The organism is Blattabacterium clevelandi (genome assembly GCF_003268615.1).
Taxonomy (GTDB): domain Bacteria; phylum Bacteroidota; class Bacteroidia; order Flavobacteriales; family Blattabacteriaceae; genus Blattabacterium; species Blattabacterium clevelandi.
Genome location: NZ_CP029844.1, coordinates 66,461 through 88,395 on the forward strand (window position 1 = coordinate 66,461; position 21,935 = coordinate 88,395).

22 protein-coding genes and 1 tRNA gene are annotated in these 21,935 nt (G+C 22.8%); 14 read left to right on the forward strand and 9 right to left on the reverse strand.

The features are described 5' to 3' along the window. Window positions 1-351: 351 nt before the first annotated feature. From DM817_RS00330 to DM817_RS00335, 3 genes are read right to left on the reverse strand one after another with little or no spacing between them, the layout of a single operon-like run. On the reverse strand, window positions 352-2,556 hold the full coding sequence (locus DM817_RS00330; protein WP_235610880.1) for a PD-(D/E)XK nuclease family protein: 2,205 nt from the start codon (window positions 2,554-2,556) through the stop codon (window positions 352-354). Window positions 2,557-2,594: 38 nt separating this feature from the next. After that, window positions 2,595-3,065, reverse strand: coding sequence for a hypothetical protein (locus DM817_RS03030; protein WP_235610881.1), 471 nt, complete (start codon window positions 3,063-3,065; stop codon window positions 2,595-2,597). Beyond that, on the reverse strand, window positions 3,062-4,015 hold the full coding sequence (locus DM817_RS00335) for a bifunctional riboflavin kinase/FAD synthetase (protein ID WP_113738097.1): 954 nt from the start codon (window positions 4,013-4,015) through the stop codon (window positions 3,062-3,064). Before DM817_RS00335 ends, DM817_RS03030 begins: the two co-directional genes overlap by 4 nt. A gap of 98 nt (window positions 4,016-4,113) precedes the next feature. Here DM817_RS00335 and atpD point away from each other — a divergent pair, with 98 nt between their 5' ends. Together atpD and DM817_RS00345 are read left to right on the forward strand one after the other, a co-directional pair. Further along, the gene (atpD, locus tag DM817_RS00340) at window positions 4,114-5,622 is read left to right on the forward strand and encodes a F0F1 ATP synthase subunit beta (RefSeq protein WP_113738098.1); all 1,509 of its coding nucleotides are present in this window, start codon (window positions 4,114-4,116) and stop codon (window positions 5,620-5,622) included. A 45-nt stretch (window positions 5,623-5,667) separates the two neighbouring features. After that, window positions 5,668-5,904, forward strand: a complete 237-nt coding sequence (locus DM817_RS00345) for a FoF1 ATP synthase subunit delta/epsilon (protein WP_113738099.1) — start codon at window positions 5,668-5,670, stop codon at window positions 5,902-5,904. On the opposite strand, the gene pdxA is transcribed toward DM817_RS00345, so the two are convergent. After that, window positions 5,899-6,942 (reverse strand): 4-hydroxythreonine-4-phosphate dehydrogenase PdxA, encoded by a 1,044-nt coding sequence (gene pdxA, locus DM817_RS00350; RefSeq protein ID WP_113738100.1) that lies wholly within the window; start codon window positions 6,940-6,942, stop codon window positions 5,899-5,901. The two genes, DM817_RS00345 and pdxA, sit on opposite strands and share 6 nt — an antisense overlap. A 57-nt stretch (window positions 6,943-6,999) precedes the next feature. Here pdxA and DM817_RS00355 point away from each other — a divergent pair, with 57 nt between their 5' ends. Then, window positions 7,000-7,584 carry a riboflavin synthase gene (locus DM817_RS00355; RefSeq protein ID WP_113738101.1) on the forward strand — a complete coding sequence of 195 codons (585 nt, stop codon included), beginning with the start codon at window positions 7,000-7,002 and terminating at the stop codon, window positions 7,582-7,584. 9 nt (window positions 7,585-7,593) lie between these two features. On the opposite strand, the gene DM817_RS00360 is transcribed toward DM817_RS00355, so the two are convergent. Continuing rightward, window positions 7,594-9,177 (reverse strand): phosphoenolpyruvate carboxykinase (ATP), encoded by a 1,584-nt coding sequence (locus DM817_RS00360; RefSeq protein ID WP_113738102.1) that lies wholly within the window; start codon window positions 9,175-9,177, stop codon window positions 7,594-7,596. Window positions 9,178-9,269: 92 nt separating this feature from the next. Here DM817_RS00360 and DM817_RS00365 point away from each other — a divergent pair, with 92 nt between their 5' ends. The 5 genes from DM817_RS00365 to yihA are packed head-to-tail and all read left to right on the forward strand — an operon-like array spanning window position 9,270 to window position 12,965. After that, window positions 9,270-9,536: an acyl carrier protein gene (locus DM817_RS00365; RefSeq protein ID WP_113738103.1), complete on the forward strand. Its 267-nt coding sequence runs from the start codon at window positions 9,270-9,272 to the stop codon at window positions 9,534-9,536. Between the two features lie 27 nt (window positions 9,537-9,563). Beyond that, complete coding sequence (fabF, locus tag DM817_RS00370; RefSeq protein ID WP_201260537.1) at window positions 9,564-10,826, forward strand: beta-ketoacyl-ACP synthase II; 1,263 nt, start codon at window positions 9,564-9,566, stop codon at window positions 10,824-10,826. Continuing rightward, the gene (locus tag DM817_RS00375; protein WP_113738104.1) at window positions 10,813-11,526 is read left to right on the forward strand and encodes a ribonuclease III family protein; all 714 of its coding nucleotides are present in this window, start codon (window positions 10,813-10,815) and stop codon (window positions 11,524-11,526) included. Before fabF ends, DM817_RS00375 begins: the two co-directional genes overlap by 14 nt. Before the next feature lie 43 nt (window positions 11,527-11,569). Then, window positions 11,570-12,349 (forward strand): alpha/beta fold hydrolase, encoded by a 780-nt coding sequence (locus tag DM817_RS00380; protein ID WP_113738105.1) that lies wholly within the window; start codon window positions 11,570-11,572, stop codon window positions 12,347-12,349. Next, the gene (gene yihA / locus DM817_RS00385) at window positions 12,324-12,965 is read left to right on the forward strand and encodes a ribosome biogenesis GTP-binding protein YihA/YsxC (protein ID WP_113738106.1); all 642 of its coding nucleotides are present in this window, start codon (window positions 12,324-12,326) and stop codon (window positions 12,963-12,965) included. Before DM817_RS00380 ends, yihA begins: the two co-directional genes overlap by 26 nt. Here yihA and DM817_RS00390 read toward each other — a convergent pair. From DM817_RS00390 to DM817_RS00400, 3 genes are read right to left on the reverse strand one after another with little or no spacing between them, the layout of a single operon-like run. Next, the gene (locus DM817_RS00390; RefSeq protein ID WP_113738107.1) at window positions 12,932-13,357 is read right to left on the reverse strand and encodes a type II 3-dehydroquinate dehydratase; all 426 of its coding nucleotides are present in this window, start codon (window positions 13,355-13,357) and stop codon (window positions 12,932-12,934) included. The genes yihA and DM817_RS00390 overlap by 34 nt on opposite strands. Next, a complete protein-coding gene (locus DM817_RS00395; protein ID WP_113738108.1) occupies window positions 13,344-14,090 on the reverse strand; it encodes a pseudouridine synthase in 747 nt (248 codons plus the stop codon). Before DM817_RS00395 ends, DM817_RS00390 begins: the two co-directional genes overlap by 14 nt. A 21-nt stretch (window positions 14,091-14,111) precedes the next feature. Continuing rightward, window positions 14,112-15,053 (reverse strand): mevalonate kinase family protein, encoded by a 942-nt coding sequence (locus DM817_RS00400; RefSeq protein WP_113738109.1) that lies wholly within the window; start codon window positions 15,051-15,053, stop codon window positions 14,112-14,114. 156 nt (window positions 15,054-15,209) lie between these two features. Here DM817_RS00400 and DM817_RS00405 point away from each other — a divergent pair, with 156 nt between their 5' ends. The 4 genes from DM817_RS00405 (at window position 15,210) to DM817_RS00420 (ending at window position 19,984) form a co-directional block, all read left to right on the forward strand. Beyond that, complete coding sequence (locus DM817_RS00405; protein ID WP_113738110.1) at window positions 15,210-16,094, forward strand: NAD kinase; 885 nt, start codon at window positions 15,210-15,212, stop codon at window positions 16,092-16,094. 100 nt (window positions 16,095-16,194) lie between these two features. Continuing rightward, window positions 16,195-16,926 carry an isoprenyl transferase gene (locus DM817_RS00410; protein ID WP_113738111.1) on the forward strand — a complete coding sequence of 244 codons (732 nt, stop codon included), beginning with the start codon at window positions 16,195-16,197 and terminating at the stop codon, window positions 16,924-16,926. Continuing rightward, a complete protein-coding gene (locus tag DM817_RS00415; protein ID WP_235610882.1) occupies window positions 16,910-19,447 on the forward strand; it encodes a BamA/OMP85 family outer membrane protein in 2,538 nt (845 codons plus the stop codon). Before DM817_RS00410 ends, DM817_RS00415 begins: the two co-directional genes overlap by 17 nt. A 30-nt stretch (window positions 19,448-19,477) precedes the next feature. Continuing rightward, a complete protein-coding gene (locus tag DM817_RS00420; protein ID WP_113738112.1) occupies window positions 19,478-19,984 on the forward strand; it encodes an OmpH family outer membrane protein in 507 nt (168 codons plus the stop codon). A 26-nt stretch (window positions 19,985-20,010) separates the two neighbouring features. Here DM817_RS00420 and DM817_RS00425 read toward each other — a convergent pair. After that, a tRNA-Phe gene (locus DM817_RS00425) sits at window positions 20,011-20,083 on the reverse strand. A gap of 184 nt (window positions 20,084-20,267) precedes the next feature. Here DM817_RS00425 and DM817_RS00430 point away from each other — a divergent pair. Both DM817_RS00430 and DM817_RS00435 read left to right on the forward strand, forming a co-directional pair. Beyond that, window positions 20,268-20,645 (forward strand): hypothetical protein, encoded by a 378-nt coding sequence (locus tag DM817_RS00430; RefSeq protein WP_235610883.1) that lies wholly within the window; start codon window positions 20,268-20,270, stop codon window positions 20,643-20,645. Window positions 20,646-20,654: 9 nt separating this feature from the next. After that, complete coding sequence (locus tag DM817_RS00435) at window positions 20,655-21,932, forward strand: hemolysin family protein (RefSeq protein ID WP_113738114.1); 1,278 nt, start codon at window positions 20,655-20,657, stop codon at window positions 21,930-21,932. Window positions 21,933-21,935 lie beyond the last annotated feature (3 nt).

Below are 21,935 nucleotides of genomic sequence, written 5' to 3' on the forward strand. Positions count from 1 at the left end.
TTGAGTAATTTATTTATACTAGAATAGAGTATATTATATTTTTTCGTAAATTTTTTTTTTTCGAAAATAGGAATAATGCTATTTGTTTTATAAAAATACCATTATAAATATTATAAAGATTGATTTTTGATATAATTTGAGATTTTTTTTTTAATGAAGGTTAAAAAATATTTAAAAATTATTATAGTATAAATATTTTTCGTATTTGTGAATATTGGAGTATTGCATATTATATAAAAAAATAATTTTAGAAAAATTTTTCAAAAATTCTATTTAGAATAGATTCTATATTATTTTTAAAATATTGAAAAAGTAGGAAATTATATAAGTAAAAAATAAAAATAGAATATATCAAAAATTTCTAATTTTTTTTTCTATAATTGGAATTTTTGGATTTAAAATTTCTGAAATTCTATTAATTAGACATGGTAGAAAAAATTTTACATAACATTTATATGTAATGAATTTTTTTTTTTGATGAAAAAAAATTACAGGTATTGTTAATATTGAATTATTTTTATCTTTTTCTGGTGAAACAATAGAAATAATGGGTGAAGAATTTTTTAATCCTAAAAATAGAGGGGATTTAAACCATAAATACATATAAATCAATAATTGCATAGTATTTCTATTATCGGTGGATTGAAATATATTTTCAATTTTATTCAAAGGAATATGTATTTTTTTTGTTTTTGATATTCCGATTTTATAATCAATAATACGTGTAATTCCATCATATTCATCTATTCTATCTATGATTCCATATAAATTAACTTGATAATCTCCAATATCTAATATTGTGGAAGAACTACATTCTAATTCTTTAATCAAAATTTGATGACCTTTATGAACAAAACCTTCCTCCCAGGAAATAAAATTTTTTATATAATTTTTTACTATAGAATATAGTAATATATTTTTACCTTTTATAAAAGAATCTTTTATATATTTTAATATTACTTTCTCTGTAAGATATTCGTAATTTTTTTTCATTTTATTAATCCAATCTATAGTAATTAAATATCCTTTAATAGGATTATATAATATTTTTAATATTTTATGTATGATTTTTCCTACTTGTTGTTTCATCGAAATTTCTTCTAGATCATTTAATCCAAGAACTTTTTTGTAGTAAAAAAGAAGAGGATTATAATTATACAGATAAATAGAAGAAGGAGATAACCCATGAGTAGATATACGTTGAATCATGGATTCTGTTTTTTTTATCACAATAGGAGATATTTTAGACTTTGAAAATAAGAATGAAAAATTTTTTTTTTTTTCTATGGTAAGTTTTGAACTTATTTCTATTTGATGAATAAAACGACTTTTTTCTCCAGAATTAAGTTCATCTGGTTGATTTTTGTAAATCAAATAAATATTTTTTGAATTTTTTAAAATTTTTATAAAATGATGATGATAAATTTTTTCATTTTCTTGAAAAATGGAAAGATTGAATTTATTTCGAATATCAAAAGGAATAAAAGTATTATATTTTTTTATTCTATCTGGTGGAATAATACCTTCGTTAACGGAAGTTATAATTGTATTTTCAAAATTTTCGAAATAGGAGTCCATAAATCCTATTATCTTCAATCCTTTTTTATTTTTTTGGATATATGGTATTTTTTCTGTATTTATGAATTGTTGATAAATATTGAATATATCTTTGATTCCTAAAAAATTTTTTTCTGTTTTTCTGATTAATATTCTGAATTTTTGCATATAAATTTCCAATTTTGAAAGAAATTTTAATTCTAATAGATTATTTTTTAAATTTGAAATCAATATAATTTTCAATTTTCTAATAAAGCTTATAATACCAATAATACATTTTTTAGTATCATGAGTTTGTATTTGAAAAATGATATAAATATCATTTTTGGATAGATATTTATTTATTATAGATTCTGGAATCAAATTTGAATTTTCTGCATTCCATTTATCTACTATAAACGATAAATTTTTTTTAATAAAAAATTTTTGTATGTATCCATCTGATAATAATCTTAGTATATCTTTACCATAAAATTTTTTCAATTTTTCCTTTTTTAATAATAATTCAAAGATTGAAAAAAATGTATAATGAATAGGGAGGTTTTTTAGTGGATAGTCTATGGATATAGATAGATTTTTTCCTAAAATTTTTTTTAGTGAATTAAATAAAGGTATGGTTAAATATTTATCTCCTAAAATAAGACCAATTTTATATAGATTGACTCCATTTTTAATCATTTTATAGACTAATTTTTCTACTATTTTAACTTGTTCTACTTCTTTAGAAACACTAATAATTTTTATATGATTAAGATAAATATTGTTGATTGAAGTGTTTTTGATCTTTTTTTTGATAAAAAAATCGAAAGGATTTTTTATTAGCATATTTTTTTTATCTAAATCATATATAGATCCTTTTTCTAATTGGATGATCTTTTTAATAAATTCTATTTCACATTTATTTAATAATTGGGATCTCGAAAAAAATAGAATAATTCGTATATCTGAGTTTTTTAATAAAAAATTATTTAAACGGGAAATAGCTATTCTAAAAATCATTCCAGTATAACCGATCCCTTTTTTAAAAAGGATATTTTTTAGAATGTTATAGAATTTATAAATTTCTTTCCAAAAAAGAATTTTTTTTTTTCTATCAAATTATTTTCTGGATTAGGATTCCATTTTTTAATTTTTTCTGTAGAAATAATATAAGAAAAAAAATGTTCAATATTAATCAAATTAAAATCTAAATCTTGGAAATCATTTAAAATATGAGGAGCCCATTTGAAAAAATCATTAAATTTTTTTGATAAATCACTATTTTCTTTTTTTAAAATATAAAAAAAATGAAAAAGGATATAAGATTCATGAAAAATATATAAACCGGATATTTTTTCAATAAATTTTTCTATTGTATAAATTTCTGTAAACAGATTATTTTTATATTGGTATTTTTTTTTTATATATTCTATAATAGAATCGTTAAATGATATCAATATTAATTTTTTTTTCAAGTATTTTTTTTGAATTAATAAATATTGAATTATTTGATCAATTTTTTTTATCACAATAAAAAATTTTTTTTAAATGATTGTTTTGCAAAAAAATATTCTATTTTCATTTTATCTTTTTTTATTTGTCTTTTCAGATCATAAAGTGTATTAAATTTTTTTTCTTCACGAATTCTTTTAACAATAAAAATATCAATTTTTTTTCCATATATTTCTTGATCAAAATCGAAAATATGAACTTCAATTTTTATTTTTTTATTTTTTTTATTAACTGTAGGACAGATTCCTATATTCATCATACCTTGATAAAAAGGATTAAAAATATTAACTTTTACAGCATAAACTCCTTTTTTTGGAATTAATTTATTTTCATTTAGTTGAATATTAGCTGTTGGAAAATCTAATGTTTTACCTATTCCTTTTCCTTTTATTACATAACCAGATAAGCTATATAAATAACCTAAAGCATTGTTAGCCCATTCAATATTTCCTATTAAAAGAGATTTTCGGATATTAGTAGAACTAATAATTTTTTTTTTATATTTATAAGGATTTACTTTATAAATTTTGAATCCATATGATTTAGAAAATTTTTTTAATTGATGGAAAGTCCCATCTCTATTTTTTCCTAAATGAGAATCATATCCAGTTATAATTTTTTTAATTTTTATTTTAGAAAACAAAATATTTTGAAAAAAATCTTGGGTACTTAATTTTGAAAAATTTTTTGTAAAAGGATGAATAATCAAATGTTCTATTCCTGTTTTTTTTAGATGATTAATTCTTTCTGGAAGAGTATTTAAATATAAAATATTTTTTTTGGGAATTAGTACTTCTTTAGGATGTGGGGTAAAAGTTAGTAAAACCGTACAATACTTACCTTTTGCTCTAAAAATCAAGTTTTGAATAATTTTTTTATGTCCTATATGAACTCCATCAAAAAAACCAAGTGTAAATACACATGGTAAAAAGGAAGAAAATTCATCAATAAATGAATAAATTTTCAAAATTTTTTATTTTTTTTTTCTCTTATCTTACATATATATTTATTTACAAATATATATGATTAACGTATACTATACTAATTAATAGTTTTTTTGATAACATGAATAAAAAAAAATTAAAAGGAAAAATAATTAAAATTATAGGACCAGTTATTGATGTATCTTTTAATGATACAGCTTCTATACCTAAAATTTTCGATGCATTAGAAGTAAAATTATCCAATAATAATAAAATTATATTAGAGGTTCAACAGCATATTGGAGAACATTGTGTTCGTTGTATTTCTATGGAAGTTACAGATGGATTAAAAAGAGGACAAGAGGTTGAAATTATAGGTAGACCAATTAGTATTCCAATAGGCGAATCTATTAATGGTAGAGTATTTAATGTTTTAGGAGAACCTATTGATGGTTTATTTCCTTTAGATAAGTCTAATTCTAGATCTATTCATAATCCTCCTCCTAAATTTAAAGATTTATCTACAGATACAGAAATATTATATACAGGGATTAAAGTAATTGATTTGATTGAACCTTATTCAAAAGGAGGTAAAATTGGATTATTTGGTGGTGCTGGAGTAGGAAAAACAGTTTTAATACAAGAATTAATTAATAATGTAGCGAAAAAACATGGAGGTCATTCTGTATTTGCTGGTGTAGGAGAAAGGACTAGAGAAGGAAATGATTTATTACGAGAAATGTTAGAATCAGGAATTATAAAATATGGAAATTCATTTATGGAATCTATGAAAAAAGGATATTGGGACCTTTCTAAAGTAGATAAGGAATCTTTAAAAAAGTCTAAAGCAGTTTTTATTTTTGGACAAATGAATGAATCTCCTGGAGCAAGGGCTAGAGTAGCATTATCTGGATTAACATTAGCGGAATATTATAGAGATCAAGTATTTAAAAAGAAAGGACAAGATGTTTTATTTTTTATAGATAATATATTTAGATTTACTCAAGCAGGATCAGAAGTTTCTGCTTTATTAGGTAGAATTCCATCTTCTGTAGGTTATCAGCCGACTTTATCATCTGAAATGGGATCTATGCAAGAAAGAATTACATCTACAAATAGGGGATCTATAACTTCAGTACAAGCTGTTTATGTTCCTGCTGATGATTTAACAGATCCAGCTCCTTCCATTACATTTTCTCACTTGGATGCAACTACAGTACTTTCAAGAAAAATAGCCTCTTTAGGAATCTATCCAGCAGTAGATCCATTAGATTCTTCTTCACGTATATTATCTCCCGATTTAATAGATAAAGATCATTATCATTGTGCGGAACGTGTTAAAGAAATTCTTCAAAAATACAATTCTTTACAAGATATTATTGCTATTCTAGGAATAGAAGAGCTTAGTGAAAAAGATAAATTAATAGTTTATCGAGCTAGACGGGTACAACGTTTTTTATCTCAACCATTTCATGTAGCAAAACAATTTACAGGGATAAAAGGAGAATTTGTAAAAATTGAAGATACGATTAAAGGATTTAATATGATAATGGATGGAGAATTAGATCATCTTCCGGAAATGTCTTTTAATTTAAAAGGAACTATTGAACAAGTTATAGAAACAGGAAAAGAAATCTTATCTTCTACATAAGAATACTATAATAAAATAATATAATAGAATATAAGATGAAATATTATGCAGGTAACGATTATTAATTTTGAAAAAATATTATACAAAAATATAGCAATTTCTATTATAGCCCCCGGATTAAATGGTTATTTTCAAATATTAGAAAATCATGCTTCATTTATTTCTATATTGAGTAATGGGTGGATTAAATTAAATAAATCATTTGATGATAAAATTTTAAAAATACCAATAAATGGAGGATTTTTACGAGTTAAAAATAATTTTGTTATAGTTATTTTATAGAAATCTAGATCCAGAAGAGATTATTTTCATATATTCTTTTCTGTTTTTAAAAATTTTTATAGCATTAAAAATAGCTTCTTTAAAAGAATTTTCATTAGCAATACCTTTTTTAGCAATATCATATGCTACTCCATGATCTGGAGAAGTACGTATATGAGAAAGGCCAGCCGTAAAATTAACTCCTTCATTAAAAGTTAATGTTTTAAAGGGAATTAATCCTTGATCATGATACATCGCTAAAACTGCATCAAAATTTCTATAACTATGATTTCCAAAAAAACTATCTGGAGAATAAGGCCCGAAAACTAATAATCCTTGATCTTGAAATAAAATATCAATAGCTGGTTTAATTTTCGTTTTCTCTTCTTCACCTAATAACCCATTTTCTCCTGAATGAGGATTACATCCTAAAACTGCAATTTTAGGTTTTTCTATAGAAAAATCAATTTTTAAAGATTTATGTAAAATTTTTATAGATTTTACAATTTTTTTTATAGTTAATTCAGAACTAATATTTTTTAATGGTATATGATGGGTAACTAATGCGATCTTTAATGTTTCATGAATCATTAACATTAAGGAATCTCCATCCAAAATATTTTGTAAATATTCAGTATGGCCTAAAAAATAAAATTCTTTAAAATTCATCCATTTTTTGTTTACAGGGGCTGTAACAAGAACGTCAATTTTTCCATCTTTTAAAGCTTTTGTGGCTTTTTTTAAAGATGAAATAGGATATTTCCCTGATTCATGGTTAATTTTGATTAAATCAAATCTAACATCCTCTTTCCATATATTTAAAACATTTATTTTATAATCTATAATTTCTTTTAAATTTTTTATTCCTCGTATATTATTTACTTCAATATTTAAAATTTTTTCATAATACGAACATAATTTTGTAGATCCGAATAAAACAGGTGTGAAAAAATCTAAAAGTTTTTTTTTACGACATACTTTTAAAAAAATTTCTATTCCTATTCCATTAATATCTCCTGTAGAAATACCCACTTTTATTTTTTTTGTTCTATAATTCATACCATATTTTATGAAATAAATATTTTAATTTAAAAAAAATATGGATCAATTTCAATTATGTTTACTGGAATAATAGAATGTACTACACAAGTATATAGATTAAATCGTCAAAAAAATAATCTTTTTATTACTTTTAAAAATCCATTTTTAGATCATATTAAAATTAATCAAAGTATTTCTCATAATGGAATATGTTTAAGTATTACAGAGATAATAAATGGAACTTATTCAGTAATAGCATCGGAAGAAACTTTACGTTGTACTAATTTAGATTTTTTAAAAATTAAAGATGAAGTAAATTTAGAACGTGGAATGAAAGTTCATGAAAGATTAGATGGGCACATAGTACAAGGTCATATAGATACTATAGCTAAAATTGTTGAAATAAATAGTAAAAATGGGAGTTGGTTATTTTCTTTCAAATCTAGAAAGAAATTCGATAACTTAGTTATAGAAAAAGGCTCCATTTCTGTAAATGGAATTAGCCTTACTATAACAAAATGTACTAATCAAATATTTAGTGTATCTATTATTCCTTATACTTATGAAAAAACCAATCTTCATTTTATGAATGTAGGAGATTTTGTTAACATAGAATATGATATACTTGGAAAGTATATTATAAAAAATTTATTTTTTTAAAATAAAATTTTATTCTATTTTAGGTTCTCCAGACAAAATTTCTTTATCCGTATATTTTCTGTATATATCAAAATTTTTGATGAATTTTTTTACAAGATTTTTTACTTGATCTTGATACATTTTCTTATTTTTCCATGTTTTTTTTGGATTTAAAATATTGGAAGATATACCTGGACAGTATTTTGGAATATGAAAATTGAATATAGGATACTTTTCGTAATCTACTCTGGATAAACATCCATCTAAAACACATTGAATAAGTTTTCGTGTATATTTTAATTTTATCCTAAATCCAATGGATTCTCCAACAAAAAGTAGTCCTGTATTTACCATCCATACATTTATTTCCGAATTATTTAATTTTTTGATTAACATTTTTGTATATTGAACTGGATTTAATAGCATAAATGGAGCTCCAAAACAGGAAGAAAAAGTAGCTTGTGGTTTTTTTATATTCAATTCTGTTCCAGCAACTTTAGAAGTATAACCTAATAAAAAATAATAAGCGGATTGTGCTTTATTTAGTTTTGATATAGGAGGTAATATCCCAAAGGCATCATAGGTTAGAAAAAAAATATTTTTAATATTGGAAGATATGGATTTTTTTTCGATATTTTTTATAAAATTTATAGGATAACTTACTCGTATATTTGGTGTAATAGAATCATTAAAAAAATCTACTTCATTGGTTCCTTTTTTGAAAACTACATTTTCCAACATTGCTCCTTTCTTGATAGCATGATAAATCATAGGTTCTTTTTCTTTAGAAATACCCAATATTTTGGCATAACAACCTCCTTCAAAATTAAAAATAATGTTGTCATCCGTCCAACCATGTTCATCATCACCTATTAATTTTCTATTAGTATCATTAGAAATAGTAGTTTTTCCAGTCCCAGATAATCCAAAAAAAAGTGCTGTATCTTTTTTTAAGATCCCAATATTTGCAGAACAATGCATAGGGAAAACATTTTTATATATAGGAAGTATAAAATTTAGAACCGAAAAAAGAGATTTTTTAATCTCTCCTGTATATCCTGATCCACCAATTAATATAACTTTTTTTTTAAAATTTAATATGGTAAAATTTTTTTTCCGTGTACCATCTGTCATTGGATTAGATTGAAATCCAGGTGAACATAATAATAACCAATCTGGTACAATTTGTTCAATTTTAGAAATTCGAAAAAAAAGATTATGGATAAATAGATCAGACCATGGATATTCACTAATAGAACGAATATTAAGTTGATAACGTTTATCAGAACAAAGATACCCATCTCTTACGTATAAGGTTTTTTCAGATAAGTATCCGACTAATTTTTGATATATACGATCAAATTTTTTAGAATTAAAAGATTGATTAAAATTTTCATCCCACCAAATTTTTTTATTTGTAATGTTATCTTTCACAATAAATCTATCTTCAGGAGAACGACCAGTGAATATACCTGTATTTATTGCTAAAACTCCTGATTTAGTTTCTACCCCCATTTTATTTTGAATAATTATATTTTGTAATTCTTCAGAAGATAATTGCCAATTATTTGAAGAATTCAATATTCCATATCTTTCTAGATAAAGAGAACTCATTTTCTATTGTATTTTTTATAATAAAACAAATTTATATACGATTTATAAAAGTTTACTAATTTTGTATTAGAAAAAATAAAAATTACTATCCTATGTCTGATATTGCATCAAGAGTAAAGTCTATTATTGTAGAAAAATTGAGTGTAGAAGAAAATGATATTTTTCCTAAGGCTAGTTTTACCAATGATTTAGGTGCAGATTCCTTAGATATAGTAGAGCTTATTATGGAATTTGAAAAAGAATTTAATATTAGTATTTCTGATGAGAAAGCAGAAAAAATAACAACTGTAGGTGAGGCAATACAAGCTATCAAAAATATTTTAGATGAGAAAAAAAAAGAGGATAATAGTTCTGATTAAAAAATATTTATTCTTTTTTTTATGTTGATGAAAAAATTAAAGAGAGTAGTAGTTACAGGACTTGGATCTATTACTCCAATAGGAAATAATTTAGAAGAATATTGGATTTCCCTTGTAAATGGAAAAAGTGGTGCAGAGCCTATTACCTATTTTGATACTAAAAAATATAAAACTAAATTTGCTTGTGAATTAAAACATTATGATCCTAATATTTTTTTTAGTAAAAAAGAACAAAAAAAATTGGATCCTTGTGCACAATATGGAATTTTAGCATCCTCTGAAGCCGTAAAAAATAGTGGAATTAATTTTTCTAAAGAAAAAAGGGAACGTATTGGAGTTATTTGGTCGTCTGGAATTGGAGGTCTTTTAAACTTAGAAGAATCTATTTCTGATTATGTAAATGGAGGAAGATTTCCTAAATTTAGTCCTTTTTTTATTCCTAAAATATTAATAGATATTACTGCTGGATTTATTTCGATTAAATATGGACTACATGGACCTAATTATGCTACTGTATCCGCTTGTGCTTCTTCTTCTAATGCAATTGTAGATGCATATCATTTAATCTGTTTAGGAAAAGCAGATATTATGGTAACTGGTGGGTCTGAGGCAGCTATTACACAAAGTGGAGTAGGTGGATTTAATGCATTACATGCATTATCTACTAGAAATGATGATTACAAAACAGCATCACGTCCTTTTGATAAAGATAGGGATGGTTTTGTTTTGGGGGAAGGTGCAGGATGTTTAATATTAGAAGAATATAAACATGCTAAAAATAGAAATGCTAATATATATGCTGAAATAGGTGGAGTTGGTATGTCTGGAGATGCATATCATATTACAGCTCCTCATCCAGAAGGAAAAGGGATTATTATTGCTATGAAAGAAGCTATAAAAGATGCTGGAATTGAATATAGAGAAGTTAATCATATTAATTCTCATGGAACTTCTACTATTTTAGGAGATCTTGCAGAAGTAAAAGCTATTCAAAAAGTTTTTCATGAAAGTATATATAACATTAACATTAATTCTACTAAATCTATGACAGGTCATTTATTAGGTGCCGCAGGTTCTATAGAAGCGATTGCTTCTATACTTCCTTTAAGGGAAAAAATTATACCTCCAACTATTAATTTATTTGAAATAGATAAAAAAATAGATTCTAAAATTAATTTTACTCCAAATAATGCAATAAAAAAAGAAATTAAAATCAGTATATGCAATACTTTTGGTTTTGGAGGACATAACGTTTGTATTTTATTTAAAAAAATAGATGTTAAAAGATGAAGATTCTATTTTAGTTGGTCGATTAAAGAAAATATTAGGATTTTGTCCAAAAAGAATAAGTTATTTAAAAGAAGTATTTATATATAGTTTTTCTACAAAAAAAAGAAATAAAAATTATTATATAGATTTTCAAAGATTAGAATTTTTAGGAGATGCCGTATTGAATTCTATTATTTCCCATTTTTTATATGAAAAACTTCCTGAAAAAAAAGAAGGAGAATTAACTCAAGTTCGATCTAAAATAGTATGTAGAAGAAATTTAAATGAAATTTTTAAAAAACTAACGTTAACAGAAATTTTCTTTAAAAAAAAGAAATCAATAATATCTGATAATATGTTTGGAAATGCTCTTGAATCTTTAATAGGTTTTATTTATTTAGAAATTGGATATCAGGGGTGTAAAAATTTTGTATATAAAAAAATCTTACATTTTCATGTAAATATTGTGAAATTACAGAAGGAAATTTTTAGTTACAAAGTATGGATTATAGAATGGTCCCAAAAAAATAAATTTTTGATAAATTTTAATACTTTTAAAGAAGAAAAAAATAAAAATATAATTACTTATTTATCTGAATTTACTATATCTGAATATGAAATGAAAACATTGGGTAGAGGCCCATCCAAAAAAAAATCAGAAGAAATTGCAGCAAAAAAAGCTTATTTTCTTATTCAAAAAAAGTATAAAAAAAATATTTAATATTTAAAAATTACAATAATTTATCAAGAAAATATATGATGTTATGTTTAAAGAAAAAAAGTTTTCTTATATAAAAAAAGGCTCAGGGCATCCACTAATATTACTTCATGGTTTAATGGGTGGATTAAGTAATTTTAATGCACTTTTAGATTTTTTTCCAGAAAAAGGATATCAAGTAATAATCCCTGTTTTACCTTTTTATAAGATGCCTCTATTTCTTACAAATATTTACAGTTTATCTAAATATATTATTCAGTTTTTAATAGAAATTGGAATTGAAAATTCTACATTAATAGGAAATTCATTAGGAGGGCATATTGCTTTAATTATAGCAAAAAAAAGAATAGATTTAGTACATTCTTTGGTTCTTACAGGAAGTTCTGGATTATTTGAAAAATCTTTTGGATATGCTTTTCCTAAAAGAGAAAATTATGAATATATTAGAAAAAAATCACAAGAAGTATTTTATGATCCTAAAATTGCTACTAAAGAATTAGTAGATGAAGTCTTTCATATTGTGAATGATAAAAAAAAGGGAATTAAAACTTTATATATTGCGAAAAGTGCTATGAAGTACAATATGTCAAAAGATTTATCTGTTATTCAAAAACCTATTTGTTTAATTTGGGGTAAACAAGATCCTGTAACTCCACCAGATGTAGCAAAAGAATTTCATAGATTGTTACCTCATTCCGAATTATATTGGATAGATAAATGTGGTCATGTTCCTATGATGGAACATCCAAAAAAATTTATAAAAATTTTAGAAAAATGGTTATCTAAATTTAATTTAAATCATGAAAATTTTTTCTGTAAAGTTTAAAAAAAGTATAGAAAAATCCAATCAATTTTTTTATTCTACTTTTCCTGAATATGCTTTTTCTGGACGTTCTAATGTAGGGAAATCTAGTTTGATTAATTTTATTGTTAATTCTAAAAAAGAAGCTAAAGTATCATCTTCTCCTGGAAGAACAAAATTTATTAATTTTTTTTTAATCAACCATAAATGGTATTTAATAGATTTACCTGGATATGGTTATTCTTTGAAAAGAAATAGAAGAATAGAAAAAAAAAAATTAATTAGAGATTATATTTTTTATAGAACTAATTTAGTTTGTTTATTTTTACTTTTAGATTGTAGAATAATTATACAACCATTAGATCTAGATTTTATAAAAAAGTTAAAAACTTATAAAATATATTTTTGTATTATTTTTACGAAAACGGATAAAATAAATCCAAAAATTTTAGATAAAAATATAAATTATTGTAAAGAAAAAATTGAAAAAAATTTTTTTTCAATGCCTAAATATTTTAAAGTTTCTGTAAAAAAAAAATATGGAAGAGAAAAACTTATTCAAATTATTCAAAATTTGAATGAATATTTTGAATTTAAAAAAAAACCTTACAGAGAAAAACTTATTATTCCTAATTCATAAGATTTCAATCCAAATCCAAAAATAGTCCCTTTACAAACAGAAGATAAAAATGATTTTTGTCTAAAAATTTCTCTGGAATAGATATTAGAAATATGAACTTCTATAACTGGAGTAGAGATTGATTTAATAGCATCTGCAATTCCTAAAGAAGTATGAGTATATGCTCCAGCATTGATAATAATTCCATTTGATAGGTCTCCTATATCATGTAATATATCTATAATTTTACCTTCATGATTACTTTGATAATAGGTCATTTCTATAGAAGAAAAAATTTTTTTTCTTTTTAATTTATTAAAATAGTTTATGAAATTTTCAGTACCGTATAATTCTGGTTCTCTTTTTCCTAAAAGATTTAAATTAGGACCATTAATAATGCTAATTTTTTTCATGAAAAAAATTTTTTATAGTATTATCTATTTCATTTTTATTTAAAAAACTCCAGCATCCTATTTTAAGATTTTTTTTAGTAAGACCTCCAAAATTAATTCTATCCAATTGAACTACTTGATAAGTTAATTTTTTAAAAATACGTTTAATTATTCTATTCCATCCTATGTGTAATCCAATTTTTATTCTATTTTTTTTTTCTCTGTATATAAAATCTATTTTTACTCTTCCTTCTTTGAGAAATATTTTTCCTTTTTGAATTCTATAGATATCTTCATCGTTAATTTTTTTATTTAGTAAAACATGATATATTTTTTTTACATTATATTTTGGATGAGTGAATTTTTCAGTTATGAATCCATCATTGGTAAGAAGTAAAACTCCTGTAGTTGAACGATCTAATCTTCCAACAGGAAAAATTCTATAATCAGAAAAATTGGGAATTAAACTCATAACTGTTTTTCTATTAAATGGATCATGTGTAGAAGTAATAAACCCCTTAGGTTTATTAAGAAGTATATATATATTTTTTTTTTTTTTAATTTTATTTCCATTTATTTTTATAACATCATTTACATGTATAATTGTCCCCAATTTTGTAACGGGGATTCCATTAACTTTTACGATCCCCGATTGAATTAATTTATCTGCATCTCTTCTAGAAGAGATTCCAGAATTGGATAAATAATGATTTAATCGTATAAATTCATTTTTTTTATTTTGTATATGATTCATTATAATTTTCAATTTTTGTACTTAAAAACGAAAGAAAACTTCTGTTGTATACTTTTTTAATATTTTTTTAGAAATATCATAATTTGGAGTAAATCCTAAAATAAATCCTCCCCCTCCAGAACCACATAGTTTTAAATAATGAAGGTCAGTAAAAAGGCTTTTTTCCCATATTTTCCAAAATATTTTTGGTATCATAGGGCGAAAATGAATAAAAATCCAAGTAGAAAGTAATTTTACGTTTTTTAGCATAATTTTGAAATTTCCTTTTAAAAAGGATTCAATACATTTTTCATTATATTTCATAAATTCTTCTTTTAATATTTTTTTGAATTCATCATTTTTTAATTTTACGAAAAAAAATTTTTCTATCATAAAAGAAGTTTTTCTAGAAAAACCAGTATCTAATAAAAAAATCGCTCCTTTCCCTTTTAATTCATTTTTTTTAGGAATTTTAATGGTAGAAATATTTGTTTCTGAACGAATGAGTAATGGTTTGTTAAAATAACAAATTAAAGGATCTATTCCTGAACTTTTTCCGTGGAAAAAAGATTCCATTTGGCTAAATATTTTTTTTAAAATTATTATATTTTTATTATTTAAACATTTTTTTAGTTTTTTTTTAGCATATTTATCATAAATAGAGGAAACTAATGCCCCTGAACTCCCTATTCCATATCCTTTAGGAATATTTGATTGGAAATAAATTCCTTTTTGAATATCTTTTTGTAATCTTTTAAGATCAATTTTTACTAAATTTTTTTTATTTTGTTTTAAAAAAAATAAAAATTTATAATATTTTTTTAATTCTAAATTAGAATAAAAAAATTCTTTATTTTTGGTAGAATTTAAAAATTTTAAAGATCCTTTATAAAAATTATAAGGAATGGAAAGTCCAATAGAATTTTCTATAATTCCGTATTCTCCAAATAAAAGAATTTTAGAATAAAAAACAGATTTTTTCATACTTTTTTTTTACTTTTATTATGAATAATAAATAATAATAAAAAAGAAAATAAATTTAATTAAAATCATTAAAATTATTTTTGTATAGATGAAATTTTTAAAAATAATATTTTGTATTTTTTTTACCATATTTTGGATATTTAATAATAAATAACGATGAAAGTAGCCTTATATGGACAAAAAATTGGAAAAAAAAATATTCCATATCTGAATCAGTTCATTGGCTATATATTCAATAATTCAATAGATATATCTATTGAAAAATCATTTTTTAATATTTTGTCTTCTTTTGAAGAATTTAAAAATCTTAATGTTCCTGTTTTTTCTCATTATAAAGAATTAACAAAAGATTTTAGTTTAATGTTTACTTTTGGAGGAGATGGAACTATATTATCTTCTTTAAATTTTATTAGAGATACTGGAATTCCTATTGTAGGTGTTAATACAGGAAATTTAGGATTTTTAGCTACCTTTAATAAAGATGTTTTTATTAAAAAAATAGACCAAATTTTCGATCAAAAATTTCATTTGATTCCTAGAAGTCTATTGTGGTTAGAAACTTCTATTACGGATCATAATCCATTTTTTAATTTTGCATTAAATGAGATTGTTATTTTTAGAAAAGAAACTGTTTCTATGATTACTATAGATGCTTATATAGATAAGCAGTTTTTGACTTCTTATTGGGCGGATGGATTAATTATTTCTACTCCTACTGGATCTACTGGATATTCTTTAAGTTGTGGAGGACCTATTATTACTCCTGAAAATAAAAATTTTGTTATTACACCTATATCTCCACATAATTTATTTTCACGTCCATTGATTATTTCCGATTGTCAAAAAATACATTTAAAAATACATAGTAGAGTAAAATATTATTCATTATCTATGGATACTAGACTTAAATCTTTAAAAAAAGATAATGAATTATATATTAGAAAAGCTCCTTTTTATATATATATTATTCAAGAAGAAAAATATACTTATTATAAAACTTTACGAGAAAAATTATTATGGGGGATGGATCAAAGAAATTGATGATAAGTTAGAAAAAATCTATTTTTCTTTACTTTTTATTTATATATTTGTTTATTTATTATTAGTAAGTAGTAGTAGTAGTAGTTAGAATGATCGATATTTGAAATTATTAAAAAAAATAGATTTAAATAGTATACCTAATCACGTAGCAATTATTATGGATGGTAATGGTCGTTGGGCGGAGAAAAGAGGAAAATTGAGAACATTTGGACATGAGAATTCTATAAAATCTATTACAGACTCTATAAATAGCTGTAAAGAATTAGGAATTCCTTATATAACTTTATATGTTTTTTCTTCAGAAAATTGGAATAGACCAAAAAAAGAAATAGATGATTTAATACGTTTATTTCATGAAAAATTAAAAAATTATTTAGAAGAAATTCATGATAAAAATGTAAAAATTATTGTTATAGGAGAAATAAAAAAATTTCCTATTATGATACAAGATAAATTACTTTTTTTTATTAAAAAGACAAAAAATAATACATCTATAACATTAGTTTTAGCTATCAGTTATGGATCTAGAGAGGAAATTTTGAGAGCAACAAAAATTATAGCCAATAAAGTTTATGTTGGTGAATTATCCCTAAAAGATATTAATTTTTCTTCTTTTCAAAATTATTTATATACTACTAATAAAATACCAGATGTAGATCTTATTATTAGAACTAGTGGAGAACAACGTCTTAGTAATTTTTTACTTTGGCAATCTGCTTATGCAGAATTATATTTTACGAATATTTTATGGCCAGATTTTCGTAAAAAAGATTTTTTCGAAGCCATAATAAATTATCAAAAAAGAAAACGTCGTTTTGGAAAAGTTTTATAAATCAAAAAATTTTTTTTTATTTCCGTTATTTTTTTTTCTTTTGTTAGATATATCATTTTCTAAAACGGAAAATAATAATAACCTTGAAATAATTCAGAAAGAAAAAAGGGAAGAATTATTTTCATCTTTTTTTATTAAGAATATTTTTATTATAGGAAAAACAAAATATAATCGTGATTTTATTTCAAATTTATCTCATATTTATCCAGGAGATGAAATTTTTATACCTAGTAAAAAAATAGATCAGGCTATTAAAAAATTATGGAAAAGTCGTCTTTTTGGAAAAATATCTATCTATAAAAAAAATAGTTCATATTTAAATTCAAATGAAATAGACTTATTTTTTGATTTGGAAGATTTAATAGAAGTTGATAAAATTAATGTAAAAGGTACCGGTATGATTCGATTTTTTTCCATTGAAAAAATTAAGTCAGGAGATAAAATTTCTGAAGATTCAATTCAAATTATTAAAAATGATATTAAAAATTATTATATAAAAAAAGGATATAATGAAATTTCTATAAAGAGTAAATGGAGTATTCAGAATGGTAAAAATATTTTAAATATATATGTAGATAAAGGGAAAAAAATTGAAATAGAAAATATTTTATTTGATGGGAATAACCATTTTTCCAAAGAAGAATTACTTAATCTTATGGTTAAGATAAGAAAAAAAATTTTTGTACCAATAGTAGGAAATCCATTTTATTTTTCTCATGAAAATATTCAAGAGGATTTGAAAAATATTTTACGTAAATATCAATCAATGGGATTTTTAAATTCTCAAGTATTTTTAGATTCTGTATGGAAAAAAAATTCTGGTAATTATGGAATCAAAATAAAGATAATTGAAGGAGATCAATATTTTTTAGGAGATGTTAATTTTGTAGGGAACACTTTTATAAAAACGAATTTATTAAGAAAAATATTTTCTTATAAAAAAGGAGATATCTATAATAAAATTGGAATTAATAAAAATATTTTTAATTCGGAATACGAATCTAGTATTCTTTCAAAATATCTCAATATTGGACATTTGTTTGTGAAAATAGTTCCAATAGAAAAAAGAATAAAAAATAATAAAATTTATTTAGAAATAAAAATAGAAGAAAATAAACCAGTATATATAAATAAAGTAAATATATCCGGAAATACAACAACAAAAGATCATGTTATTAGACGTGAATTAACTACTTATCCTGGAGATTTATTTTCTCCTCAAAAAATTAAGTATAGTATGCTTCGTTTAGTGGATTTGAATCTATTTGATAATAGTAAAATACATCCTTTAATTCATCAAAATAAAGAAAATAATACTATAGATATAGAATGGCGTATAATTGAAAAAAATTCTAATCAAATTCAAATATATGGAGGATATGGAGGAGATGCCCTTATTGGAAATTTTAAATTAAATTTTGGAAATTTTTCTCTAAGTAACTTTTTGAAATTTAGATCATGGAATCCTTTTCCTCAAGGAGATGGACAAAAATTATTTTTTTTTAGTAAATTTAGTAAGGATATAAAATCTTATGGATTTTCTTTTATAGAACCTTGGATAGAGAAAACTAGTCCTACATCACTTAGTTTTCATTTAAATTATTCAAAAAAGAAAATAAAAAAATCCGAAAACGTTTTTTTCTTACCTAGATTTTTTAATTCTGATACAACAGTTCATGAAGGATTTATAGATAAAATAGAAATATCTTTGAGTTTAAATAAGCCTCTAGTTATTTTAGATCCATATTCTAAAATTAAATTATCTATGGATTATGAGGCTTTAAATTACAATACAAAACTATTTTCAAGTCACAATAGAAAATTAAAATATACTAATATAAAATCTTTAATTTCTTTACAAAGAATTTCAAATGATCCAGATTTTATTTTTCCTTTTAAAGGATCAGAATTAAAATTAATTGGAATATTTACTCCTCCTTATTCCATTTTATTCAAAAATACTAAAAGATTTAAAATATATTGGATGGAATTTTTCAAAATTAAAATAAACACTTTTTGGTATAAAAAAATTATAGATAATCTAGTGATTAAAGTAGGTAATGAATTTGGATTTTTAGGAAGATACGATAAAACAAAAATATTATTTCCAATACAGAGATTTCATATGGGTGGAGATAAAAATTCATTTAGTTCAAAAATAGAAAATATAGATCATATTCCATTAAGAGGGTATTCTTCTCATAGAAAGAATCTAGAAAATATTTCTCCAAATGATGGGGGACTTATTTATAATAAATCTATTTTAGAAATTCGTTATTTGATTAAGGAATTTTCTAATACATCCAAGTTTTGGAGCAATATTTTTATAGAAGGAGGAAATATTAGTGATTCTTATAAAACATTTAATCCGTTAAAAATGAAAAAATCATTTGGAATTGGATTCCGTATTTTTTTATTTCCTATAGGATTTTTTGGAATAGATATATGTAATCCCGTAGATAGGAAAGATTTTTCTATTAAATCAGGATGGAAAACTAATTTTGTTATAGGTCAAGATTAATTAATATTATAAGATAAATACAGAAAATATATGAAAAGAAATACAATTTTTTATTTTTTATTGTTTTTTTTCCTATTTGGAATAGGAAAATTTTTATTTTCTAAAGAGGAATGTCATCAGAAAATTGTTTGTCTTAATAGTTTGATTCTTTTAGAAAAAATGCCTGAATTTTCTAAAGTTCAGAAAGAATTGGAAAAATTGAGTAAAAATCATGAAAATATATTGGCAAAATTGGCAAAAGAATTTCATAAAAAAGCAGAAAAATTTCAAAAAAATAGAAATCCAATTCTTAAAAAAGAATTAGAAATATTACAATCTAGGGCTCAGGCATATCAAAAAACTGCTGAAAATGATTTATCCAAAAAACAAAATAAATTATTAGATCCTATCTATAAAAAAATAGAAAAAGCTATTAATATAGTAATGGAAAAAGATAAAAATATTGTTAGAGTTGATGATTGTAGTCCCGGGAAAGGTGTTTTGGTTAATAAAGGAATAGATATTACGGAAGATGTAAAAAAAGAATTGGGATTTTAATAAAATTTAATAAAATAAAAAGGGAATGGTATCTCCCGGAATCGAACCGGGGACACAAGGATTTTCAGTCCTTTGCTCTACCTACTGAGCTAAGATACCAACCAAAAAACAAAAATACAATAATAAAATAATAAGTAAAAAACTAAAAAGTCTATTTTTTTTATTAGTATTTTTTTTTCTTTCTTGTACAAGAAAAGAAATTTTTGTTAAATTTAAAAAAAATAAAAAAGAAATACCTAATAGGATTTTTATTCGTACAAGTATTTTATATAAAGAAAATGGAATGATTAGATCCTTTATATATTCCCCAATTATAAAGGAATATTCCATTTATACCTTATTTCCAAATGGATTACAATTATTTATTTATAGAATAAAAACAAATAAGTATACTTATCTTAGTGCAAATTGGGTTAAATCAATTAAAACAATATTTTATCATATTAAAGGAAATATTATTATTATGAATTCTGATGGAGATTTTTTAAAAACAGAGGAAATATTTTGGAATAAAAAATATAAAAAAATATTTAATAATAAGTATACAATTATATATTGTTCCGATGGGACAGTATTAAAAGCTATGAATGGATTAGAAGCTACTGATGACCTAAAAAAAATTAGGCTAAAAAATATTAGTGGTATTTTTCCTATACAATAAAATATTCCTATGGTTTTTCATATTAGTATAGTTTTCATTACTATACTTTTATCTGCTTTTTTTTCTGGAATGGAAATGGCTTTAATTTCTTCCAGTTTATTTCAAATAGAATTAGAAAAAAAGAAAGATTCTTTTCGTTCTAAATTACTTTCCAAAAGCATTAAAGAACCAAAAAAATTTATAACTACAATGTTAATTGGGAATACAATATCCTTGGTGGTATATGGAATTCATATGGAAAAATTATTTTTATATTTTTTTCCAAAATGGTTTTTCATTCACGATAATTTTTTTTTCATTCTTCTTTTAGAAACAATAGTTTCTGCTACTATTATTCTTATTGTTGGAGAATTTATTCCTAAAATTGTCTTTAGCGCATATTCTAATGAATTGTTAAGTCTATTGATTGTTCCTGTATATGTTTTAGAAAAAATGTTATCTCCTATTACAAATTCTATTATTTGGATTTCAAATATATTTTTGAAATTTTTTGGAGAAAAAGAAGATAATAGAACTCAAATTTTTGATAAAGAAGATTTAATTTATTTTGTATCAGAAAATATAGAGAATAATATTCATGGTATAGTAGAATCGGAAGTAGAAATATTTCATAAAGCTTTAGATTTTTCTGAAAAAAAAGCAAGAGAATGTATGGTACCAAGAAAAGAAATAGTATCTTCTAATATATATACTTCTTCTATTGATAGAATTCGTCATAAATTTACAGAAAAAGGATTATCAAAAATTATCATTCATAAAAATAATATAGATAATGTTATAGGATATATTCATTATTTAGAAATTTTAAAAAAACCAAAAAATATAGAATCTATAATGAGACCTGTAGAATTAGTTCATATGAACACTCCAATACGAGAAATAATGGATATTCTTATTAAGAAAAAAAAAAGTATAGCTATAGTATTAGATGAATATGGAGGGACAGCCGGAATGATAACAATAGAGGATATATTAGAAGAATTTCTTGGAGATATAAGAGATGAACATGATGAAATGAAATTTGTTGAAAAAAAATTGAATGATAATGAATTTTTATTTTCTGCTCGTTTAAAAATTGATTTTATTAACGCAAAATATAAATTAGGTATTCCAAAATCTGAAGAATATGAAACTTTAGGAGGTTTAATTGTTTTTCATACAGGGTCTATTCCTAATAGTAAAGAAAAAATAATTATTGGCGATATTTTGTATATTGAAGTTAAAAAGGTATCTAAAAATAAAATAGAAGAAGTTTTTCTTAGATTTATTAGAAAAAAGAATTTATAATAG

What these genes read in the sequence shown, in the direction of transcription:
- DM817_RS00360 (WP_113738102.1), bottom strand. Translation starts at nt 9,177, where the DNA reads ATGAGTTCTCTTTATCTAGAAAGATATGGAATATTGAATTCTTCAAAT.
- pdxA (WP_113738100.1), bottom strand. Translation starts at nt 6,942, where the DNA reads ATGAATTATAGAACAAAAAAAATAAAAGTGGGTATTTCTACAGGAGAT.
- DM817_RS00380 (WP_113738105.1), top strand. Translation starts at nt 11,570, where the DNA reads ATGTTTAAAGAAAAAAAGTTTTCTTATATAAAAAAAGGCTCAGGGCAT.
- DM817_RS00405 (WP_113738110.1), top strand. Translation starts at nt 15,210, where the DNA reads ATGAAAGTAGCCTTATATGGACAAAAAATTGGAAAAAAAAATATTCCA.
- DM817_RS00395 (WP_113738108.1), bottom strand. Translation starts at nt 14,090, where the DNA reads ATGAATCATATACAAAATAAAAAAAATGAATTTATACGATTAAATCAT.
- DM817_RS00355 (WP_113738101.1), top strand. Translation starts at nt 7,000, where the DNA reads ATGTTTACTGGAATAATAGAATGTACTACACAAGTATATAGATTAAAT.
- DM817_RS00435 (WP_113738114.1), top strand. Translation starts at nt 20,655, where the DNA reads ATGGTTTTTCATATTAGTATAGTTTTCATTACTATACTTTTATCTGCT.
- DM817_RS00365 (WP_113738103.1), top strand. Translation starts at nt 9,270, where the DNA reads ATGTCTGATATTGCATCAAGAGTAAAGTCTATTATTGTAGAAAAATTG.
- DM817_RS00375 (WP_113738104.1), top strand. Translation starts at nt 10,813, where the DNA reads ATGTTAAAAGATGAAGATTCTATTTTAGTTGGTCGATTAAAGAAAATA.
- fabF (WP_201260537.1), top strand. Translation starts at nt 9,564, where the DNA reads ATGAAAAAATTAAAGAGAGTAGTAGTTACAGGACTTGGATCTATTACT.
- yihA (WP_113738106.1), top strand. Translation starts at nt 12,324, where the DNA reads ATGAAAATTTTTTCTGTAAAGTTTAAAAAAAGTATAGAAAAATCCAAT.
- DM817_RS00330 (WP_235610880.1), bottom strand. Translation starts at nt 2,556, where the DNA reads ATGATTTTTAGAATAGCTATTTCCCGTTTAAATAATTTTTTATTAAAA.
- atpD (WP_113738098.1), top strand. Translation starts at nt 4,114, where the DNA reads ATGAATAAAAAAAAATTAAAAGGAAAAATAATTAAAATTATAGGACCA.
- DM817_RS00420 (WP_113738112.1), top strand. Translation starts at nt 19,478, where the DNA reads ATGAAAAGAAATACAATTTTTTATTTTTTATTGTTTTTTTTCCTATTT.
- DM817_RS00345 (WP_113738099.1), top strand. Translation starts at nt 5,668, where the DNA reads ATGCAGGTAACGATTATTAATTTTGAAAAAATATTATACAAAAATATA.
- DM817_RS00400 (WP_113738109.1), bottom strand. Translation starts at nt 15,053, where the DNA reads ATGAAAAAATCTGTTTTTTATTCTAAAATTCTTTTATTTGGAGAATAC.
- DM817_RS00430 (WP_235610883.1), top strand. Translation starts at nt 20,268, where the DNA reads ATGATTAGATCCTTTATATATTCCCCAATTATAAAGGAATATTCCATT.
- DM817_RS00390 (WP_113738107.1), bottom strand. Translation starts at nt 13,357, where the DNA reads ATGAAAAAAATTAGCATTATTAATGGTCCTAATTTAAATCTTTTAGGA.